This is a genomic window from Candidatus Amarolinea dominans, from assembly GCF_016704685.1.
Taxonomy (GTDB): domain Bacteria; phylum Chloroflexota; class Anaerolineae; order SSC4; family Amarolineaceae; genus Amarolinea; species Amarolinea dominans.
Map to the genome: position 1 here is coordinate 71,599 of NZ_JADIZS010000017.1, position 18,596 is coordinate 90,194.

The 18,596-nt window shown below is 66.6% G+C and carries 11 protein-coding genes; 2 read left to right on the forward strand and 9 right to left on the reverse strand.

Annotated features, from left to right (window positions below):
- The first annotated feature begins 9 nt into the window (after positions 1–9).
- Entirely contained in the window at positions 10–495 is a 486-nt protein-coding gene (locus tag IPF85_RS12720) for a hypothetical protein (protein ID WP_343408461.1), read from the forward strand.
- A gap of 80 nt (positions 496–575) precedes the next feature.
- Positions 576–812 (forward strand): hypothetical protein, encoded by a 237-nt coding sequence (locus tag IPF85_RS12725; RefSeq protein WP_343408462.1) that lies wholly within the window; start codon positions 576–578, stop codon positions 810–812.
- A 98-nt stretch (positions 813–910) separates the two neighbouring features.
- On the opposite strand, the gene IPF85_RS12730 is transcribed toward IPF85_RS12725, so the two are convergent.
- The 9 genes from IPF85_RS12730 to IPF85_RS12770 all read right to left on the reverse strand — a co-directional run bounded on the left by IPF85_RS12730 (position 911) and on the right by IPF85_RS12770 (position 18,584).
- Positions 911–3,862 carry a S8 family serine peptidase gene (locus tag IPF85_RS12730; RefSeq protein ID WP_343408463.1) on the reverse strand — a complete coding sequence of 984 codons (2,952 nt, stop codon included), beginning with the start codon at positions 3,860–3,862 and terminating at the stop codon, positions 911–913.
- On the reverse strand, positions 3,850–5,232 hold the full coding sequence (locus tag IPF85_RS12735) for a class I SAM-dependent RNA methyltransferase (RefSeq protein WP_343408464.1): 1,383 nt from the start codon (positions 5,230–5,232) through the stop codon (positions 3,850–3,852). The genes IPF85_RS12730 and IPF85_RS12735 overlap by 13 nt, the downstream gene beginning before the upstream one ends.
- On the reverse strand, positions 5,229–7,289 hold the full coding sequence (locus tag IPF85_RS12740) for an SdrD B-like domain-containing protein (protein WP_343408465.1): 2,061 nt from the start codon (positions 7,287–7,289) through the stop codon (positions 5,229–5,231). The genes IPF85_RS12735 and IPF85_RS12740 overlap by 4 nt, the downstream gene beginning before the upstream one ends.
- Before the next feature lie 509 nt (positions 7,290–7,798).
- A complete protein-coding gene (locus tag IPF85_RS12745) occupies positions 7,799–8,494 on the reverse strand; it encodes a class I SAM-dependent methyltransferase (protein WP_343408466.1) in 696 nt (231 codons plus the stop codon).
- An 89-nt stretch (positions 8,495–8,583) separates the two neighbouring features.
- Entirely contained in the window at positions 8,584–9,813 is a 1,230-nt protein-coding gene (locus IPF85_RS12750; RefSeq protein WP_343408467.1) for an SdrD B-like domain-containing protein, read from the reverse strand.
- Positions 9,810–14,165: an SdrD B-like domain-containing protein gene (locus IPF85_RS12755; protein WP_343408563.1), complete on the reverse strand. Its 4,356-nt coding sequence runs from the start codon at positions 14,163–14,165 to the stop codon at positions 9,810–9,812. The genes IPF85_RS12750 and IPF85_RS12755 overlap by 4 nt, the downstream gene beginning before the upstream one ends.
- Positions 14,090–15,193, reverse strand: a complete 1,104-nt coding sequence (locus IPF85_RS12760; protein ID WP_343408468.1) for a hypothetical protein — start codon at positions 15,191–15,193, stop codon at positions 14,090–14,092. Before IPF85_RS12760 ends, IPF85_RS12755 begins: the two co-directional genes overlap by 76 nt.
- Positions 15,194–15,303: 110 nt before the next feature.
- Entirely contained in the window at positions 15,304–16,326 is a 1,023-nt protein-coding gene (locus tag IPF85_RS12765; protein ID WP_343408469.1) for a GNAT family N-acetyltransferase, read from the reverse strand.
- Between the two features lie 2 nt (positions 16,327–16,328).
- The gene (locus IPF85_RS12770; RefSeq protein ID WP_343408470.1) at positions 16,329–18,584 is read right to left on the reverse strand and encodes a DNA translocase FtsK; all 2,256 of its coding nucleotides are present in this window, start codon (positions 18,582–18,584) and stop codon (positions 16,329–16,331) included.
- Positions 18,585–18,596: the final 12 nt, after the last annotated feature.

Consider the following 18,596-nt stretch of genomic DNA (forward strand, 5'->3'; position numbering starts at 1 on the left):
GAGATGCAAATGACCTATTTTTCTGATCTCTCCCCTTATGCCTATTTGTTAGGGGAAACAAATCCGCCTACGCTTAATGTAGGCTGGCTTGACAGTAAACATACATACCTTCAGGGTGAGACTTCGGAGGAGTTCACTGAACGGCTTTGGTGCTTTTGTCGGCGACAAGTGGCCGTCATGAGAGGCTTTCACTATTGTGAGTTCTGTCATGAGTCTCCTGCTGACGCAGCCCTGCATTGGCGTGGTGGTGAAAGGCTCCTCCTCGGATCGGCAGAGATTCGCGTGTTTGGCCCCAATGGCGTCGTCTATGCTGCGCCCAACATGATCTATCACTATGTCGTGACTCACCGCTACTGCCCACCGCTTGAATTCATTCAAGCGGTGCTTGAGGGACCGTTGCCTGATTCACCAGAGTACGCGGCGCTTGCGATAGGATGTGCTTGGTGGGAAGAAGCACAGCGATGGTGGAAACTCCAAGATAAACACAGTCGCTAGTACTACAACCGTACTTGCCAAGACGGATAATCCGGCGATACGGAATGTGACAATGATTTTGAGACAATTCGGTGACGAAAATGAGTGTACGGGTTTGCGACGTCGTTGCTGGCGGGGAGCGGTCGGCAACGCTTGGCGGTAGTGTCTGCACCTTGATCCACGACGCCGAGAACCGCTTGCAGCAGGTGCAGCAGGGAAGCACGGTGCTGGCCAGCTACACCGTTCGGCAAGCTCAGGGCGGGCCTTACGATGCGGACGGCAACCGGGTCAAGACGGTGCTGGGAGCAGCACGACGGGCGGATTCTTGCCACGAATGACACGAATTGACACGAAGACAAAAGTTTGATTCGTGAAATTCGTGGCGGAGAAAACTCAGTCCGCCCAGGCATCGGCGATCAACTGGATGTCGAGCAGGTCAATCAGCCCGTTCGCGTCGAGGTCGTACACGGCGTCGAAAGCGGGGTCGCGGCTGTCGCCGGGCCAGCGCAGGGCGATGCGCTGCACATCCACCACGTCCGCGATGCCATCTCCGCTCACGTCGCCGCTGACCGGCGGCGCCAGGGCCAGGCGGCCCAGTTTGCCCCGCTGCCCATGATAGAAATCGGCCGGCCACGCCCATCGCCAGCCGCGCCACGCCAAACGCGTCGGTGAACGACTGGCCGAACGCCACCGCAAACAGGCTGTCGTGCAGAGGCGTAAGCTGCACATCGTCCGCATCGGCCGGCGCCAGCGGCATGCCCAGCTCGAACACCAGCCCGGCGTTGGTCTGACTCACCGCGCCGCGGCCGTGCATGACGCTGTCCAACACCAGGGCGCCGTTGGCCCAATGCCAATCCTGCCAGCCCGCGGCCACGCTGAGCGACTTGACATCGCCGCCGCCGAACCAGAGCCAGAGCGCGTCGCCGGCCGTGAACTGCACGCCGCTGATCTGCGCCGCGATCAGCAGGCGGTCGCCCGCGCCCGGCGAAGCCAGCAGCCAGAGATCGAGCAGACCCTGCTGCGGCGTGTTGGTGAGGAAGGCCAGCGGGAACTGCCGGTGACCGGCCGCGTCCCATTCGCCCGGCAGCATGACGCCATCCGGCGCGGGCGCGGGGCCGTCAAGCCGGGCCGCGCGCAGCGGCGCAAAGGGCAGAATCTGGCGCAGCGCGCCGGCCACATCCACCTTGCCCGCGCCGAAGGCTTCGCTGGCCTGGCTGCCGGTGAAGCTGTCGCGGCGCGCGCCGGCGCGCAGCGCGGCTTCGATCTGCTCAGCCGTGAGATCGGGGCGCGCCTGGCGCAGCAGGGCCGCGGCGCCGGCCACGTGCGGCGCGGCGCCACTGGTGCCGCTGAACCAACGGTATTCGCCCCAACGCCCGGTCTGCGTGCGGTCGGACGCGGTGGCTACATCGTAGTTGCTCGGCGCGACCATATCCAGCAGCGGTTGACCGTCCACGCGTGGCCCCTGCCCGCTGAACACGCTGAGACTGCCGGGCGTCACCGGATCGAGGCCGCCGCTGAAGCCGCGGGTGCTGTACGAACCGACGGCAATGCCTGCATCGGCGGTCGCCGGCCAGATCACGCTCAGCGCCGGGCTGCGGGGCGCTACCCATTCCGTACCGCCCACCCAGGCCGTGCGGTTGTCCTGCACGAACGCGCTGAGCATGATCGGCGCGCCGGCCGTGTTGGTCAGCGTCAGGGTGAAGGCGCCGGTCGCCAGCGGGTTGCGCAGCAGATGAAAATCGAGGCGGGCCGTGCCGCGGCTCGATTGCAGGCGCACGCCCGCGATGGCATGGCCGTCGGCGGTCAGCAGGGAATTGCCGGTCGCGGCCAGGGTGAAGGTGTTGGCCGGCCCGCCCGCGGGGGTGGTGAGGGTGGCCGCCAGCGAGGCAGGATCGCCGGCCCACACCAGGGTGATATCCACTGCGGTGGGGTCGTTGCCCGACGGCTGCTTGAAGGGCATCTGCGTCACCTGGCCGGGAAGCAGGCTGACCGTGGTGTGCTTGAAGCCGCGGTTGATGTTGCCAGAGGGCAAAACCTGCACGACGCCCTGGCGCTGCGCCTCGGCAATCAGCAGCTCATGGTTGGACGAACCGTCGAAGAACTCCTGGCTGACGTGCGTGTACTCATGCACGACGATGTCCGCGCCGTTGGCAAGCGCCCACAGGAGCGACTCCGACAGGCCGTTGCCGGAACTGTACGGGTCGGCCAGCAGCAGCTCCGCGTCAGGCGCCAGGCCGGTGTAGCGGCTGATGTGGGGCCAGCCGCCGGCCAGGATGCCGAGCACCGAGGTGCCATGCACCAGATAATCGGCCGCGGTGCGGCTGAGGTCCACCCCGCGCTGCCGGGTGACGCCGTTGACATCGAGCACGCGCGCGATCTTGCTGCTGCCCAGCCCGGTCAGGGTCTCGCCGGGGTCGAGCTGCAGGTTGCCGTTGGCGTCGTTGACCAGGAAAACCTGTTCGCCCAGGGAAGGCGCGCTATCGCCGAAGCTGGCGCCATAGTCACGCTGCCCATTGCGGTTGGCATCGTGGTACAGCCAGTCGGTGTCCGTATAAAAAACGCCGTCGTTGGTGCCCGGCACATCGTACGGCCGCGGATAGCCGTCGAGCTGCGCCGAGGTGGCATCCACCCCATTGAGCCATTCGCCGGCGTCCGGCTCGCCATTGCTGTTCAGATCAACCATATCCAAGCCGGGTTCGAACAGTCCGTTGCCGTTGCGGTCCAGCCAGGCGAAATCGCCGCCATCGGCGCGGAAGAGCAGCGGATGAAAGACATCCACGCCGGTGTCAATGTCGGCGATGGTGACGCCCGCGCCGGTCAGGCCGGATGGCAGGGTATTGGAGACGGCCCAGGTCGCGGCCGCGTGCATCTCTGCCACGTTGATGTCGAGGGGCGGCAGCAGGTCCTCGCCGGTGTCGGCCTCGATCTGCAGCAGGCCGGGCAGGCTGAGCAGGCGCTCGAAGTTGGGCCAGGGCACGCGCAGCGGCACGATGAAGACGCGCCGGTCCGCGCACGCAGCGCGGACGGCCGGGGTCAGGGTTTCATGGTCAAGGCACAGGCTGTCCGCGGCCCAGGGTGAAACCTCGCCGATCTGGCGCAGGCGCTCCATTTCCGCGGCGGTCGGCGCCTGCGCAAAACGCACCGTGACCGGCACGGCGGAGCCCAGCGCGCCGGCCAGTTTGCCTTCGACCTGGCGGGTGCGCAGCCAGCGCAGGCGTCCATCTACCGCGTGCGGGCAGGTCGCGCCCTCGATCAGGGTGCATGACGGCGGTTGCGGCCCCAGCCGCTGATTGACGCCGGCCGCGGCCAGGGCTGGCGCGTGGGTCAAAATCCACAGGCTCACGATCGCCGCCATCGTCGAGGCAGCGAGTTTTCTCAACGTTCCCACAGCGCGACACTCTCCACGTGATAGGTTTGGGGAAAAAGGTCCAGCGGCTGCACGGCCCGCAGTCTGTAGCCGGCCTGCGTCAGCAGCGCGGCATCACGGGCCAGGGTGGCCGGGTCACACGAGACGTAGGCCAGGCGCGGGGCCGCCAGGCGAGCCAGTTGGGTAATCACCGCCTGGCCCAGGCCGGTGCGCGGCGGGTCCAGCACGATACCGGCGTAAGGCCCGCTGAGGGAGGCCAGCACGGCCGCGGTGTCGCCCTCGTGCAGGCGGACGTGCGGCAGGTCGGCCGCGTTCCAGGCGAAGTCCGCGCACGCGCTGGGCGCGGCTTCGATGGCGTCCACCTGGCGGCAGAAGGGGGCCAGGGCCAGGGCGAACAACCCCACGCCCGCGTAGGCGTCGAGCAGGCGCTGCGACGGCTGCGGGTCGAGGAAATCGAGCACCAGGTCAACCAGGGCTTCCGCGCCCGCGGTGTTGACCTGGAAGAAGCTGCCGGCCGACACACGATAGCGGCGCCCATGCACCTCTTCTTCGATGGCGGCCTGACCGATGAGGGCCTCGGCCTGGCCGTCGCGGTGCAGCAGGGCCACGGCCACCGGCAAGTCGAGGGCCAGTTCCGGCGCTTGATCGTCGTCGGTTTCCAATGTCACCAGCGTTTGCCCGCTGGCGGCGCTGCTGCGCACGCTGATGCGGCGCAGGGGCTGGCCGCGGCCGGCGCCGCGAGGGTGCGCAGTGCGGGGTGCGTCGCCCAGGGTCCAGACTTTGCCCTTGTAGCCAGCAGTGGCTGCGGTGGGCGGCTGTTGGTCGGCCTCATCGGCATCTGGTTCGTCCCCGGCGGCGCCCGCCCAGAGCGCGGCATGGACCGCGTCGAGCGCCGGCGACAGGAGCAGGCACTCGTCCACCGCGATCAGGTCATGGCTGGCGGCCTGCTGATAGGCCGGCCGGCCATCTGCGGTGATGCTGAACTGCACATGATTGCGATAGCGCCAGGCCGGGTCATCCTCATCGGTGAGGGCCACGGCCCAGGTTTCGGCCACCGGTGCGTTGGGCAGGCGACCCAGGCGCGCCAGTTGATCCTGCACGATGGCCTGTTTGAGCTGGAGTTGGCGCTCGTAGGCGATGTGCTGCCACTGGCAGCCGCCGCAGGCTGCTGGGCCAAAGAAAGGGCAGGGCGGTTCGACGCGATCAGGGCTGGGCGTGAGGACTTCGAGCAGGCGCGCGCGCGCCCAGTTCGCCTTCTGCTCGGTGATGGCGACGCGCACCGTTTCGCCGGGAATGGCGAAGGGGACAAAAACAACCTTGCCGTCATGGCGCCCGATGGCTTCGCCGCCGTGCGCGATGCCGGTAAGTGTAAGTTCCAGAACATTTGTCATGATTTTTTCAAGAGAGGCATAAAACGATATTGCCAGGGGAAGGCGGCAAAATCAATCTCGAGGTCGCTGCCGGCTGTCACCAGGACGCCCTGGCTGTCGCTGCCCAGGATGACATAGGCCGGGGGCGCCGTGACGCTGAGGCTGTAGCTGGTGGGCGACAGGTTGAAGAAACGATAGGCGCCATCACTGTCGCTGCTGGTGGTGGCGACGACAAAAGCGCCCTGGCGCAGGGTCAGGGTCACGCCGGCAATCCCCGCTTCGCCAGGCTGCTGCACGAGGTCCCGGTTGAGGTCCGCAAAGACCGCGCCGCGGATGGCGCCCACGGCCGGCGTTGGGCTGGGGGTGGCGGTCGGCGTGGGCGTGGGGGTGTGCGTGGCAGTCTCCGTTGGTGACTGCGTGAGCGTGGGCGTTTTCGTGGGCGTGCGGGTGGGCGTTGGGGTCAGGGTTGACGTCGGGGTGCGCGTGGGCGTCGGGGTCAAGGTCGGCGTGGAGGTCCACACCGGTGTGGGGGTGGGGGTGCTGTTGCCGGGCGAAAGGCGCAGTCGCCAGGACGCGGTGCTGAGATAGGCGGTGACGCGGCCGTTGTAGGCGGTCAGCGGCTGCACGCTGTGGCTGCCGTTGCCCAGGTTGTCCTTTTCGAGCACATAGGGGCCGCTGGCGGGCAGGCCCAGGCTGGCGACATCGAAGGCCAGGTCAACGCCGGCCTCTTCGGTGATGATGCCGGTGATCCAGCGCGCGCTGCTGCTGAACGTCAGGTCGGCGGCGGTCCAATGCGGGTCGCCGTACTGCGTGATGCCCAACCACCAGGTGGTTTTGCTCTCATCGGTGCGCAGGGCAATGGCAGGCGGATTGCTGGCGAGGATCAGCGGGCTGAGAAAATCAAAGGCCCAGGTGGCATTCCAGGGGCTGGGGTCGCCGTCGTGATCACCGTTGTACCAGTGCATCTCCAGCCGGTCCGGCCCCACGCGGGCGATGGCATCGTAGATGTCCTGGCCGTGATGGGGCAGCACCTTGGTGTCGGCGCTGCCGTGTACGATTGCCAGCGGCATATGCTTGAAACCGAGCGCAACATTCTTGGGGCCGCGCCGCGCATACTCGAACGGCTGGCTGGACGGGGTGCCGTACGTTTCGCTTTCGATGACCGTGCGCCGCCAGTCCTCGGTTTCGTAGTACCAATCGCTGAGCGAGGCAAAGGCGGAGTACTCGACGATGCCGGCAAAGACGTCCGGATACTTGGCCGCGCCGAGCAGGGCGGTCTGCGCGCCCATGGAAAAGCCGATCAGGTAGACGCGGCTGCTGTCCACGGCGTAATGGGCTTTCATGTAGTTGACGGTGTCGAGCAGGTCGCGCTGCGCGGCGCGGGCGCCCAGGGAATGCCCGCCGCCGGAGTCGGGGTTTTCGCCGTGCATTTCAGGCGAGGCGAGCAGCCAGCCGCGGCGGTTAGCCTCCGCGCCGTAGGCGTAGATCGGCTGCCAGCGCAGGCTCAGCTCGTTGCCGTAGCCATGCACGCCGATGATGAGCGGCCGCGGCGCGCCATCGTAGTTGGAGGGAATTTGGGCAATGGCGCGCGGATAGCTGGGATAGGCGGGATAGCTGCTGGCGTAGACGAAATCCTGATAGGTGGCGCCGCTCACGTCGCCGCTGATCTCCAGGATGCCGCTGGCGATGCTGTAGCTGTCGTTGGGGTCCGCGTCGTTGACGATGCGGATGGTGTTGAGGCCGTTGCGCACCAGGGCCAGGTTGGCAATCGGCAGGGTGGTGGTGATGCCGGTGCGTGAGCAGTAGCCGGCGCCGGTCGTCCAGTCGGGAATGGCGCCGATCCTGCTGTCGTTGAGGTAGATGCTGTGGCCGGGCCGCGCATTGTTGATGTCGAGCTTGAGGCTGGCGCTGCTGGGCGTGCCGGAAAAGGCCAGGAGCACCGTGGCCTCCGCCTCATGGATGGCGGCATCCACGGCCAGGCAGGTGTTGAGCTGGCTGGACTGCACGACGGCTGCCGGCTGCCCAGGGCCTGGGTTGGCCGCGGCGATCGGATGAGCGCCCGCAGCAGGATTTCGCACAAAAAACAGCAAGGCGCCGCTGACAAGAAAGGCCAGCAGCCAGGCCCAGCCGCCGAATGAATTCGGGGCGAAGGGGCGTTCCGCCGCAAGGTCGGCCTGCGCCGACCGGCATCGCGTCCACGCAGGTGGACGCCCGGCGGCACGCCCATCAGGCGCGATTTCAATCGCCCAGCCGCCGAATGAATTCGGGCCGAAGGGGCGTGCCTCCGCAAGGTCGGCCTGCGCCGACCGGCATCGCGTCCACGCAGGTGGACGCCCGGCGCTATTTCGCCCGGCGCCGGGGGGGGGGGGGGGGGGGCGTGCCTCCGGCGGGGGGGGCCGCGGCGGGCGGGGGCGGGGCCCGGGGGTGGGCCCGGCGGCACGCCCATCAGGCGCGATTTCAATCGCTCGCCGGCAGGCGTTCGAGGTAGGTTGGCGTTGTGTCTGTTCGCGTTTTATCATTAGATTGGTCGTTTGGGCACGGGGCCACGCAGAAAATCTTTGTGTCTTGGCGCCCTGGTGTGAGGCAATCAGGTTTGCCACCAGATGCCGGTGCATTCGGGCAGGATCGGTTCGGGTTGGGGGCCGAGATGGGCGAGCATGTCGTCGCCAAAGAAGAAGCGGACGAGTCTGGCTGCTTCTGCCTGCGAGGCAAAACGGTAGTCGGTGCGAATCCAGGTGGAAGCGAAGCCGGCCGCGTCCAGGTAGGCGTAGTAATCGGCCAGGTGAGGCGGGGCCAGCGGCGTGGTTTGCCCGGTGCCCTGGGTTTCGAGCAGGATGATGACGCCGCCAGGGCGCAGCACACGGCGCATTTCGGCCAGCGCCTTGCCCAACTCGGCGCGCCAGGCCTCGTTTTCCTGGTACCAGGTGACGGTGTAGCAGATGCTCCAGCCTGAAAGGGCCACATCGGCCACGCCATCCGCCAGGGGAAGCTGCCGGTGATCGGCCTCCTGCAGGCGCCAGTTGTTCCAGCCGCCCGCCAGCAGTTTGCGTTGCGCGACGGCCAGCATGGCCGGCGACAGGTCGAAGGCCTGGATGGAACGCACGATCGGCGCCAGCAGGCAGGTCAGCCGACCGCTGCCCGCGCCCAATTCCACGACATCCAGCCCGGCCAGGGGGCGGATGGCGTTGAGCGCGGGCAGAATATGCTGTTCGTGGTCTTCGGCCGAGACCAGTTCGTCGTACTCGGCTGCGCTGGTCAGGTAAACATCATGGTGATCGAGCATGGCGGCCATTGTACCAGTGAGATTCGTTGGCGTCAATAGATTGGAGACCGGAGACCGGAGACCGGAGACCGGAGACCGGAGACCGGAGATCAACGTTTGACGAAGGGGAGATACCAGCGCTGCGCGGGCGGTGTGGTGGGGGTCGGCGTCGGTGTTTTGGTCAAAGCGAGTGTTGGCGTGACGGTTACGCTTGTCGTGGGGGTGGCCGTGGCGGTCGGGGTGACCGTGGGCGTCGGGCTGGCGGTGGACGTCGGGGTGACGGTGGGCGTGCGGGTGACGGTGGGCGTGGGGGTGGCGGTTGTCCAGCCCGGCGGCGGGCGGAAGGTAATGTCGAGCTGCGCGGCCAGCGCGCCGTTGCCGTCCCAGGCGTCAACGTCCAGGTAGCCACTATTGCTGCCGAGGCTGAAGACGAAAAGGGCCAGCGCGGCGCCCGGCGTCCATCCGGGGCGGTCAATGATCTCTTGCAGCGGCCCGGCCAGGTTCGGCGACTCGATCCAGCCCGCGGGCCAGTTGGGGATGGGCCAATCAGCCGCGGCCTGGGTGCGGGGCCGGGTGGGCGCCAGCGGGTTGGCGGCCTGAAAATCCAGGGCGGCATCGCTGGCTTCGCCATGCACGACGAGTTGAACGGGCAGACCACCGCTGGTCACGCCGGTTGGGTGCAGGCGCAGGCGGGCGTCGAGCACCTGCGCGCCGGCGGGCAGGGCGACGCCAGCGAAACGAAAGCCGCCGGTGAAGCTGGTGTCACCGTCGCGGCCGAGGCGCAGCGCAGGCGCTGTTACCTGGTTGATGGTCAGATCGCTGCGCACGGCCGTATCATCGCCGCTGGCGCTGATCGCCAACTCCACATTGACCGGCGCGATGACAGGGGTTGGGGTGTCGGTCACGGCCAGGGCATCGCCGAAATTGACTTCCGCGCCCTGGCTGCCGATCAACTGCACGCGCACGTTGTTTTCGGTGGTGGAGAGAAAGCCGGGCGGGTCGCTCTCGATCACCCAATAGACGCCGGCGGCCAGGCCCTCGAAGCGATAGTCGCCGTCGGCTGCGCTGGCTGTGCTGGTCAGGTAAACCTGGTTCGCATCCTTGAGGGTGATGGCGACGCCGGGCAGGGGCGGCTCAGTAGCGTCGGGGAACGCGTCCAGGTCGAGGTCATGCCAGACCAGGCCGGTGATGACGCCCGCCGGCGGCCGCGGCGCCATCAAGCGCGCCGTGGCCTGGCTGTCAGGCACCCAAAACAACCCCAGGGTCACCGCGACGATAATGGCGATGATCGCGATGACCCCGCTGGTCAGAAGGAGGGGAAGTTTGGGTCGTTCGTTCAAGTGGTGTATCCTTGCGGCAGGTACTGGCGGCCCACGATGATGTCGCCGAAGAAGACGGGGAATTCGGTGCGGGGGATGACGACGACGGGCACCAGGTTGGCGGTGATGGAGATGTTCTGCGGCCAGTCCACCTGTTCCACGATGTAGGGGCCGGGGAGAAGCTGGTCGAAGCTGAAGGCGCCGTCTGCGCCGGTGGTGATTGTCGCGAGTACGATGTCGTCGGGCTGTAATTTGGCGTCCCCAAACAGGTCCTGATGCAGCCGGATGGTGATGCCGACCAGGCCCGGCTCGCCCGCTTCGGGCACGCCGTTGTGATTCAGGTCGTGCCAGACGCGGCCGTAGATGCGACCGGTGTTGGGCGTGGCGGTCGGCGTGGGGGTCAGGGTGGGCGTCGGCGTGGGCACGGCATTATCCGCAAAGTTGATCGCAATCTCCTGACCGGCCGCGACCTGGAACAGCACCAGGTTGGGACTGCCCGGTGGCGAGATGTAGCCGGTCGGGTCGGTCTCTTCCAGGCGATACTGGCCTGGCGTCAGGTTGGCGAAGCGGAAGCGGCCGTCCGCGGCGGTGTTGGTGCTGCCCACGAATTGATTGCTGAACGTCTTGAGCGTGATGAGGACGCCGCCCAGGGCCGGCTCGCCGCTGTCGGGCAGGATGTCGCCGTCGAGGTCGTTCCAGACCAGGCCGCTGACCGCACCGGTGGGCGGCGTGGCCGTGGGCGTGGCCGTCGGCGTCAGGGTCGCCGTGCGCGTCGCGGTCGCCGTGGGCGTGGGGGTGGCGGTCGGGGTACGCGTGGCCGTCGGCGTCTGGGTTGAGGTAGGCGTCAGGGTGGGGGTGGCCGTCGGGTTGAAGCGATCGCCAAAGTTCGCCTCCAGGTCTGTGCCGGCCGCGACAAAGAGCACGATGGTGTTGGAGGTGGTGGAGGTGAAGCCAGGCAGGTCGGTCTCCTCCAGGCGGTACTGACCGGGCAGCAGGCTGTCGAAGTGGTAGCTGCCGTCGCCCGCGGTGGTGGTGGCGCCGACGATGTTGTTGCCCTGGTAGAGCAAGATGCTGACGCCAATCAGCCCCGGCTCGCCGGCCGTGGGCAGGCCATTACCATCGAGGTCGTTGAACACCAGGCCATGCACGCGACCCACCACCGGCGTACCGGTTGGGGTGGCGGTGGGCGTGGGGGTGCGTGACGGTGTGGGGGTGATCGTCGGTGTCGGCGTGGCAGTGGCAATCGGCGTGTCGGGGAAGTCAATCGTCTGCACCGTGCCGCCCTGGACGGTGATGACACGCGTGTTGCTGCCGGGCGGCGAGGTGAAGCCGGCCGGATCGGTCTCTTGCAGCGTCACCGTGTTGCCGCTGCCCAGGTGATAGAACGCGAACGCGCCATTGGCGCCGGTGACGACGCTGTCAATCGGCGTGCTGTTGAAGATCAGGGTGATGGTCGCGCCGGCCAGGGTGGTTTCGCCCGGCTGGTAGACGTTGTCACCGTTGCTGTCCACGAAGACATGCCCGGCCACGGTGCCCTCATCGGGCGCGGGCGATGGCGTGAAGGTGGGCGTCACCGTGGGCGTGGGTGAACTGGTCGGCGTGGGGGTGTTCGTCGGCGTGTGGGTCGGCGTTGGCGTCGCGGTCGGCGGCGGCGGCACATAGACGGCGTGATACTTGAGGATGGTGCCGTTGGCGCCCACGGCCCAACCGTCATAGGCGTTGACCATGTCGAGCCACAACAGGTTGTCGAGCACCGGGCTGCTCTGCGGAGTCCAGGTATTGCCCGCATTCACTGTCCAGCGAATGACACCGCCGTTGCCGATGGCCCAGCCCACCTGCGTATCCACGAAGCGAATATGGTTGAGGTCAGCATTGGTGCCGCTGGATTGTGTGGTCCAACTGTCGCCGGCGTCGGTGGTGCGCATAATGCGACCGGATTGACCCGAGATCCAGCCGAGGTAGACATTCTTGAAATCTACGCCGAAGAGGTCGCCGCCGCTGCCTGGGTAACGGCGAATCCAGGTTGCGCCTCCATTATCGCTGGTGACGAAGGAGTCATAGAGCGTGACGCCATAGACGGCGTTTGCTGAGCCAAAGCTGAGGTCGCGGATATTGACCGACATGTTGGCGGACGAGAAGGCCCAGGAATTGCCGGCGTCGCTCGTGCGAAAGACAAATCCTTCCTTGCCCGCGGTGATGACATGGGCATTGTCGTAGCCTTGAACGAACCACAGGAAGCCAGTGTGCTGATTACCCTGGCCGTCATAGACATATTGGCGTGTCCAACTACTGCCGCCATCGGTGGTGTGGAGAATCACCCCGTAACGGCCGGCTACCCAGCCGTTGTTGGCATCCAGCGGAAACTTGACTCCCCGCAGCCAGGCTGGATCGAGACCGGCGCCAGGATTTTCGGCGGGGCTGCTCAACTGGCGCCAGCTTTCACCGCCATCGGTTGTCTTGAGGATTTGCGCGTCATCGCCGACCACATAGGCGGTATTGGCATCCACCGCGTCAACGCCCTTCAACTCTGTCACTGCCAGGGGCGCCGCGACCGCGAAGGGGCTTGAGCCGAGTTTATGTAACACGGTCTGGCCTGGCCCGGCTGCCCACAGCTCGCTGTCTGACAACGCGACCAGGCTGGTGACGCTCTTGCCTTGCGGATTCGGCGACCAGGTCCAGGTGTTACCGCCGTCGGTGGTGAACCAGGAGGTGCCCAGACCACCGGCCAGCCAGCCATGTTGTGCTGAAGCAAAGACAATAGCTTGCAGTGAGCGCGATTCGTTGATGTACTGACCGTTCCAACTGGCGCCGCCGTTGGTGGTGCGCAGCAGGGTGCCGGCCTCGCCCACGGCCCAGCCATTTTGCAGGCTGGTGAAGGCCACGTCCCACAGCCATTGCGGGCTGCCGCTGGCTTGTCCTGCCCAGGTCTGGCCGCCGTTACTGGTGGCCACGATGGTACCCAGGTTGCCGACGGCCCAGGCATGATCGGCATCTGCGGCAAAGAGGCTGTAGAGGTCCAGCGTCGTGTTGCTGGTCTGAGGCGACCAGGTCTGCCCGCCGTTGCTGGTGCGTAGAATCGTGCCGCCGCGGCCGACGGCCCAGCCTGTCATGGCATCCAGTAACTGGATGTCGGTCAGGCGGTTGACGGTCGGTGTGCCCTGGCTAACCCAGGTGGCGCCGCCATCGCTGGAGCGCCAGATGCGGCCCTCCGCGCCGGCAACCCAGCCATTGTTGGCGTCGAGGAAGTCCACGGCTTCCAGGTCTACCGCTGGCGACGCCTGGCGATAGGCCCAGGTCTGGCCGCCGTTGCTGGTGCGCATCAAATGGCCGCCCTTGCCCACGGCCCAGCCAGTCTGGCTGTTGATGAAATCAATACTGTTCAGGTCATCGCCGCCGTGCCATTGCACGGTCCACTGGCCCTGGTTGGGCGGCGGCTCGGTGGCCGTAGGGGTGATGGTTGGGGTGTTGGTGGCCTGCGGTGTGCGCGTGGGCGTGGCGGTGCCCGGCGCACTGGTGGGGGTGGCGGTGGCTGCGCCCGGCGTGTGGGTGGGCGTGCTGGTGGGCGAGGTTCCGCCCTGGCGCGCCACGTCAACCATGTGAACCCACTCATTGCCATCGCTGAGCGAGTCCAGGCGGAAGTCACTGCCGCCGGTGAGGCTGTTGGCAAAGCGGGCGTTGTTGATGTGGAAGGTGGCGGTCTTCCAGGTGTTGCTGCCGGCCTTCTGCACCCACGGGTTGGCGCTGCCGTCGGGCGTTGCGACCTGTTCGCCGGCCGGGCTGTCATAACGCAGCGCCCAGCGGTCGGTGCCCACATCCGCGTACCAAACGGTAATGGCAACCTGGTTGCTGCCGCCGGCGATGTAGCCGTCATCCACCTTGAACCACATGTTGGGGTTACCGGTGGCCTGATCGGTGCGACGCACGACCCAGCCCTCCCTGCCGGCCGGTACGCTGGCGCTGTAGGGATTGGCAAAATAGGGCGATCCGCTCAAGCACCAGCGGCCACTGCAGCCCAGGCCGCTGACGCCGCTGTCGTTAGTCTCCGGCACGCTGCGGCCGCCGGCGACGTTGTCATCCTGAATCAGGTAGTAGCTGTAGTTGCCGATCTGCGGGTAATAGGACACGGTCTCCGGCTGCGCGTAACAGTAGGTGGTGGGGGTGCGGTGCTCGCGCATGGCGACCCACACGCTGGGCGTGTTCGCCAGGGTCTTGCCCACGTAGCGCGCGGTCCAATCAAAGATTGCCAGGTTCTCGGTGCGATCCTGGTGCGTCACCGGATCGTAGAAGAGGTCATAGTTCAGGCGCAGGAAGTCAACCTTCTTGTCCAGGCCGCTGAGCATGCCCCAGTAGACGCTGGAGGTGTCGCACAGCATGTAATCGTAGGTCTCGAAGGCGATGGGCACGCTGCGGTTGTGGTAGAAGATGGGATCATACATGCCGCATTCGACCGTGTTGTTGCAGCGGTCAACCCCCTGGATCGCGTTGTTGAAATCGGGGTCAGGCCGTTGAAGGAAAGGCCGATGCCGCGCTCGGCCGCGTAGGCTGCCAGCAGCCAGCGCTCGCGATCCTGGAACGTCACCGAAGCAATCTGGATCATCAGCATTTTTTGCAGGCTGCCGCCGGTGCGGAAGGCGGCGGAGTAGCGATCCACGACGCTCTGCATGGTGCTGATCCACAAATCCACGTTGAGGCCGGCGTTGACCAGCACATCCACGTCGCTGCCCTGCGCGGCGTGGTTTTCGCCAAAGGTGCCAAACCCCAGGGCCACCCATTCCAGGCGCGGGTCGTTCTTGTAGCGATTACCCAGGGCCTGGATGAACTGATCGTAGGTGTTGAGGTAGTCGGCGTCCCAGTAGCGGGGCAGGAGCCAGCGGCCGTTGACGCAGCCGCCCAGCGGGTATTGCGCGCTGCTGCACGCGCCGGCATCGAGGACGCTGTTGGGCGCGAGGGTGTAGAGGAACGATGGCATGGCGCTGATGCCGCCGCAGCAGCGGCCATTGTAGGTGGTGATGCCGATCGCGGCCGCTTTGCCATACGATGCGATGGTTGCCAGGTACTGATCGAGCGCGCCCCAGTTGAACTGGTTGGGGCCGGTGTGCAGCTCCGCCCAGTTGAAGGTGCGCAGGCTGCCGGTCAGGTGGTAGTAAGTGGGGTCCATGTTACCGGTTTCGGCCACGACATAGATGCCGGGTCGCGTCACCGGCGGCACGGGCGCGTCCGGCCCAGTCTCAACGGGGCCGCTCGCCTGACCGACAGGCGGGGTTGGCTCAGGCGTCGCCGGGCTGCCGGCTGCGGGCAGGGTGGCGCCGAGGACGCAAAGTAAGATGAACAGGCCAAGCCAAGCCTGGCGAGCACGACGTAACGGGTGGAGCGAAAGGTGAAAATGTTGGGTGATCTTCATTTGAATCTGCCCTCCTTCAAGGACATAAAACACAAGCAATCTGAAGGATAGCAGGAGAAGATGAAAATCGAATGAATAGAGGCGGCTTGCAAGGTGACAGTTCGTTCAACTCACCCGGTTGGCCGTGAGGCGTTGGCCCAGGCGATGCGCGGGTCAATTTGGCGCGCCAGGCGGTAGGCCACGGGGCGGAATCCCCAGCGGGGCCAGAAGCGGGCGGCCAGGAGATTGGTGCTGCGCCAATCGGTCAGGCAGGTGGTGAAGCCGGCCTGCTGCGCGTGCGTCAGGCCGTGATGGGTCAGCGCGCTGCCGATGCCGCGCCCGCGGGCCGCGGCCACGGTGGCGGCCACGACTAACTCGGTACACCTTTCGGGCGCCAGCAAATTGACCTCTGCCGGATCGAGACGTTCGTACGCGGCCATGCTCAGCGCCTGTTCATGCTCCAGGGCCAGCCAAACGGTCATCCCGGCATCGTCCACCATGCCGGCCCAACCGCCGCGTATCTCTTCTTCGTCCTCTGGCAGGGCAATGCCCCACACGGGCGCGGCCGTTAGGTGATCGCGAATGACCCGATACATCCCAGCCACCGCGGCGCGGTCGGCCGGCCCGGCCTGGCGAATCTCCAACGTTGGCGGGCGCGTAACGGTTGGGAGAGTCAGGCTGACGAGCGACGCCAGCGCGTGTACCTGCTGGATGCCAAAGCTGAGATCGAACCAGGCGCCAATCAGGTCCGGAGTCGCAGCCGGCATGAGCGCAACATGGTGGAAGCAGCCATAGGCCACCCATTGGGCGCCGAGCATCTGATAGAGGTCACCGATCAGTTCGGGCGCTTGGCCTGGCGCCAGGGCGCAACCGGCCAGGCGCACCCAACCGGCGCGCCCCCAGATCTGATCGAAAACCATGTCGCCGATCAGATAGCCAACCAGGCGGTCGTGGTCGAACGCAGCCACGCCCGCGGCGTGGGGGCGTTGCCAGGCTTCGGTGACGGCCAGGGCTGCCTGTACCGGATCCTCGAAACGGGCGGGCAGTTCAGGCCGCGTCGCGCGCAGGAACTGCTGACGCAGCGCCAGGAGATCGCCGGCCGGCCTGAGCATGTCGGCCTGAAATGACTCCAGGTGAAACACAGATGGCGTCATGGTCATGCCTCCGCTTGATTCTCCGTGTCCCCTTCTTCAGATTCCCCGCCCAGCAGCACCAGGCGCGAGCGTCCGCCGCCCTCATCCGGCCCCACGTAGCCTTTGGCTTCGAGCAGTTCGATCAGGCGGGCGGCGCGGGGGTAGCCGATGTGCAGTTGGCGCTGCAGCAGCGAGGCGGAGACGCGCTTGCGACCCTGCACGGCCGCGAGTGCGTCGTGCAGTTCGTTGTCATCCTCCTGCTGTGCCATCAGGCCGGCCCAGGGTCGCGGCGCGGCATGATCGCCGGGCGGCGCCTGCCTGTGCCAGAAGGCCACGATGCGCTCGATCTCGCGCTCGCTGAGGTAACAGCCCTGCACGCGGCGCAGTTTGGCGCTGTCGGCCGTCATCAGCAGCATGTCGCCACGGCCCAGCAGCTTTTCGGCGCCGGGGGTATCCAGGATCACGCGCGAGTCAATCTGCGAGGTGACGGCAAAGGCGATACGTGCGGGAAAATTGGCCTTGATCAAACCGGTGACCACATCCACGCTCGGCCGCTGGGTGGCCAGCACCAGGTGGATGCCGGTGGCGCGTGCCATTTGCGCCAGGCGGCAGATGTGGCGCTCCACGTCGTCGGGCGCACTCATCATCAGGTCTGCCAGTTCGTCAATGATGATGACGATGGTGGGCAGCGGCGTCAGGTCTGAGCGCTTGGCCGCTTTTTCGTTGTAGCTCGCCAGGTTGCGCGCGCCCGCCTCGGCAAACTTGCGGTAGCGATCATCCATCTGCACCGTGGCCCACGTCAGCATGGCGACGGCATCCTCCACGTCGGTGACAACCGGTGCTAACAGGTGCGGAATACCGTTGTAGATCGGCAGTTCCACCCTCTTGGGGTCTACCATCAGAAAGCGGACCGTGTTCGGTGTGTTGTTGACCAGCAGGCTGGTGATGATGGCGTTGATGCAAACCGACTTACCGGAGCCGGTGGCGCCGGCAATCAGCAGGTGTGGCATCCGGGTCAGATCGGCCGCCACCGCGGCGCCGCTGACATCCTTGCCCAGGGCCACGGCCAGGGTGCTGCCTACCTTCTGAAATTCAGGGCTTTCCAACACGCCCCGCAGCGTGACCAGCGTGCTGCGAGGATTGGGCACTTCGATGCCCACATAGGGCCGTCCTGGCACCGGCGCCTCGATGCGAATGGAAGACGCGGCCAGCGCCAGGGCCAGGTCGTCGCTCAGGCGCTCGATCTTACTGACACGCACTTTGTAACGCTCACCATTGCGCTCGATGAACCCCGGTTCGACGCCGAACTGGGTGACGGTGGGGCCGCGACTGACGCTAACTACTTTGGCCGGCACATTGAACGCGGCCAGGGTGCGCTCGATGGTGTTCGCCATCTCGCGCACCGTCGCCTCGCCGAAACGCTGCGAGGTCTCCGAGGCCAGCAGGGTCAGCGGCGGCAACTGGGAGGGATGAACGCCGGCGGCGCTGACCGTGACCGTTGCGGGCACAGGCTGGAGCGCGGGGCCTGGTTTGCGGGGAGTGCGGGCCGGGGGAGTCGCCCCAGTTGGCGCGGGCGGCGCAGGTACACTTGAACGCGGGGCCGCGCCGGCTTTGGCCGACCCCTCTGCCGCGGCCGGCGGCGCGGGCGGGCGGGCTTCCGGCTGAATCTGCGCACGGGGCGCGGGCGCTTTGACCGCGGCCGGCCTGGTGACAGGCGGCACAGGCAACGGGTTCTGCTCCCAGGTGGGCGTGAAAGGCGCAGAGGATGGCGACACGGCGGCCGTGGGGTCGAGGCGCGGCGCTTCACCGCGCAGCCAATCCAGGCTGCGCAGCAAATGGTAGAGCAAGGATTGCCAGATGGGTCGCAGGATCAGATAGCCACCCGCCGCGGCCAGGACGATGAGCAACAGGGCGCTGACGCCATCGCCGACGATGTCATGCAGCAGACTGCTCAGCGCCCAGCCCAGGTAACCGCCCCCGCGACCGGCCTGCGCATGGCGCAGTGGATCATCACCGCCCCACCACAGATGGGTCAAGGCCAGCAGGGCCACCAGCAGCAGCTCGACCCCCACGACGAGGGGCCAATGCCAGGTGACGGTGACGAAGCGGCGCACGATGAGCAGCAGACCAGCCAGCGCGACAGCCAAGCTCAGCGGCAGCGCGCCCCAGCCCAGCACCTGGCGCAGCAGAGGGGCCGCGCCGGAGGTTGCCTGCATCACACTCAACAGCGCCAGCGCGCCCGCGGCCAGAATAGCCAGGCCCACCGTCTCGTTTGACATCGAGTCGGGCGC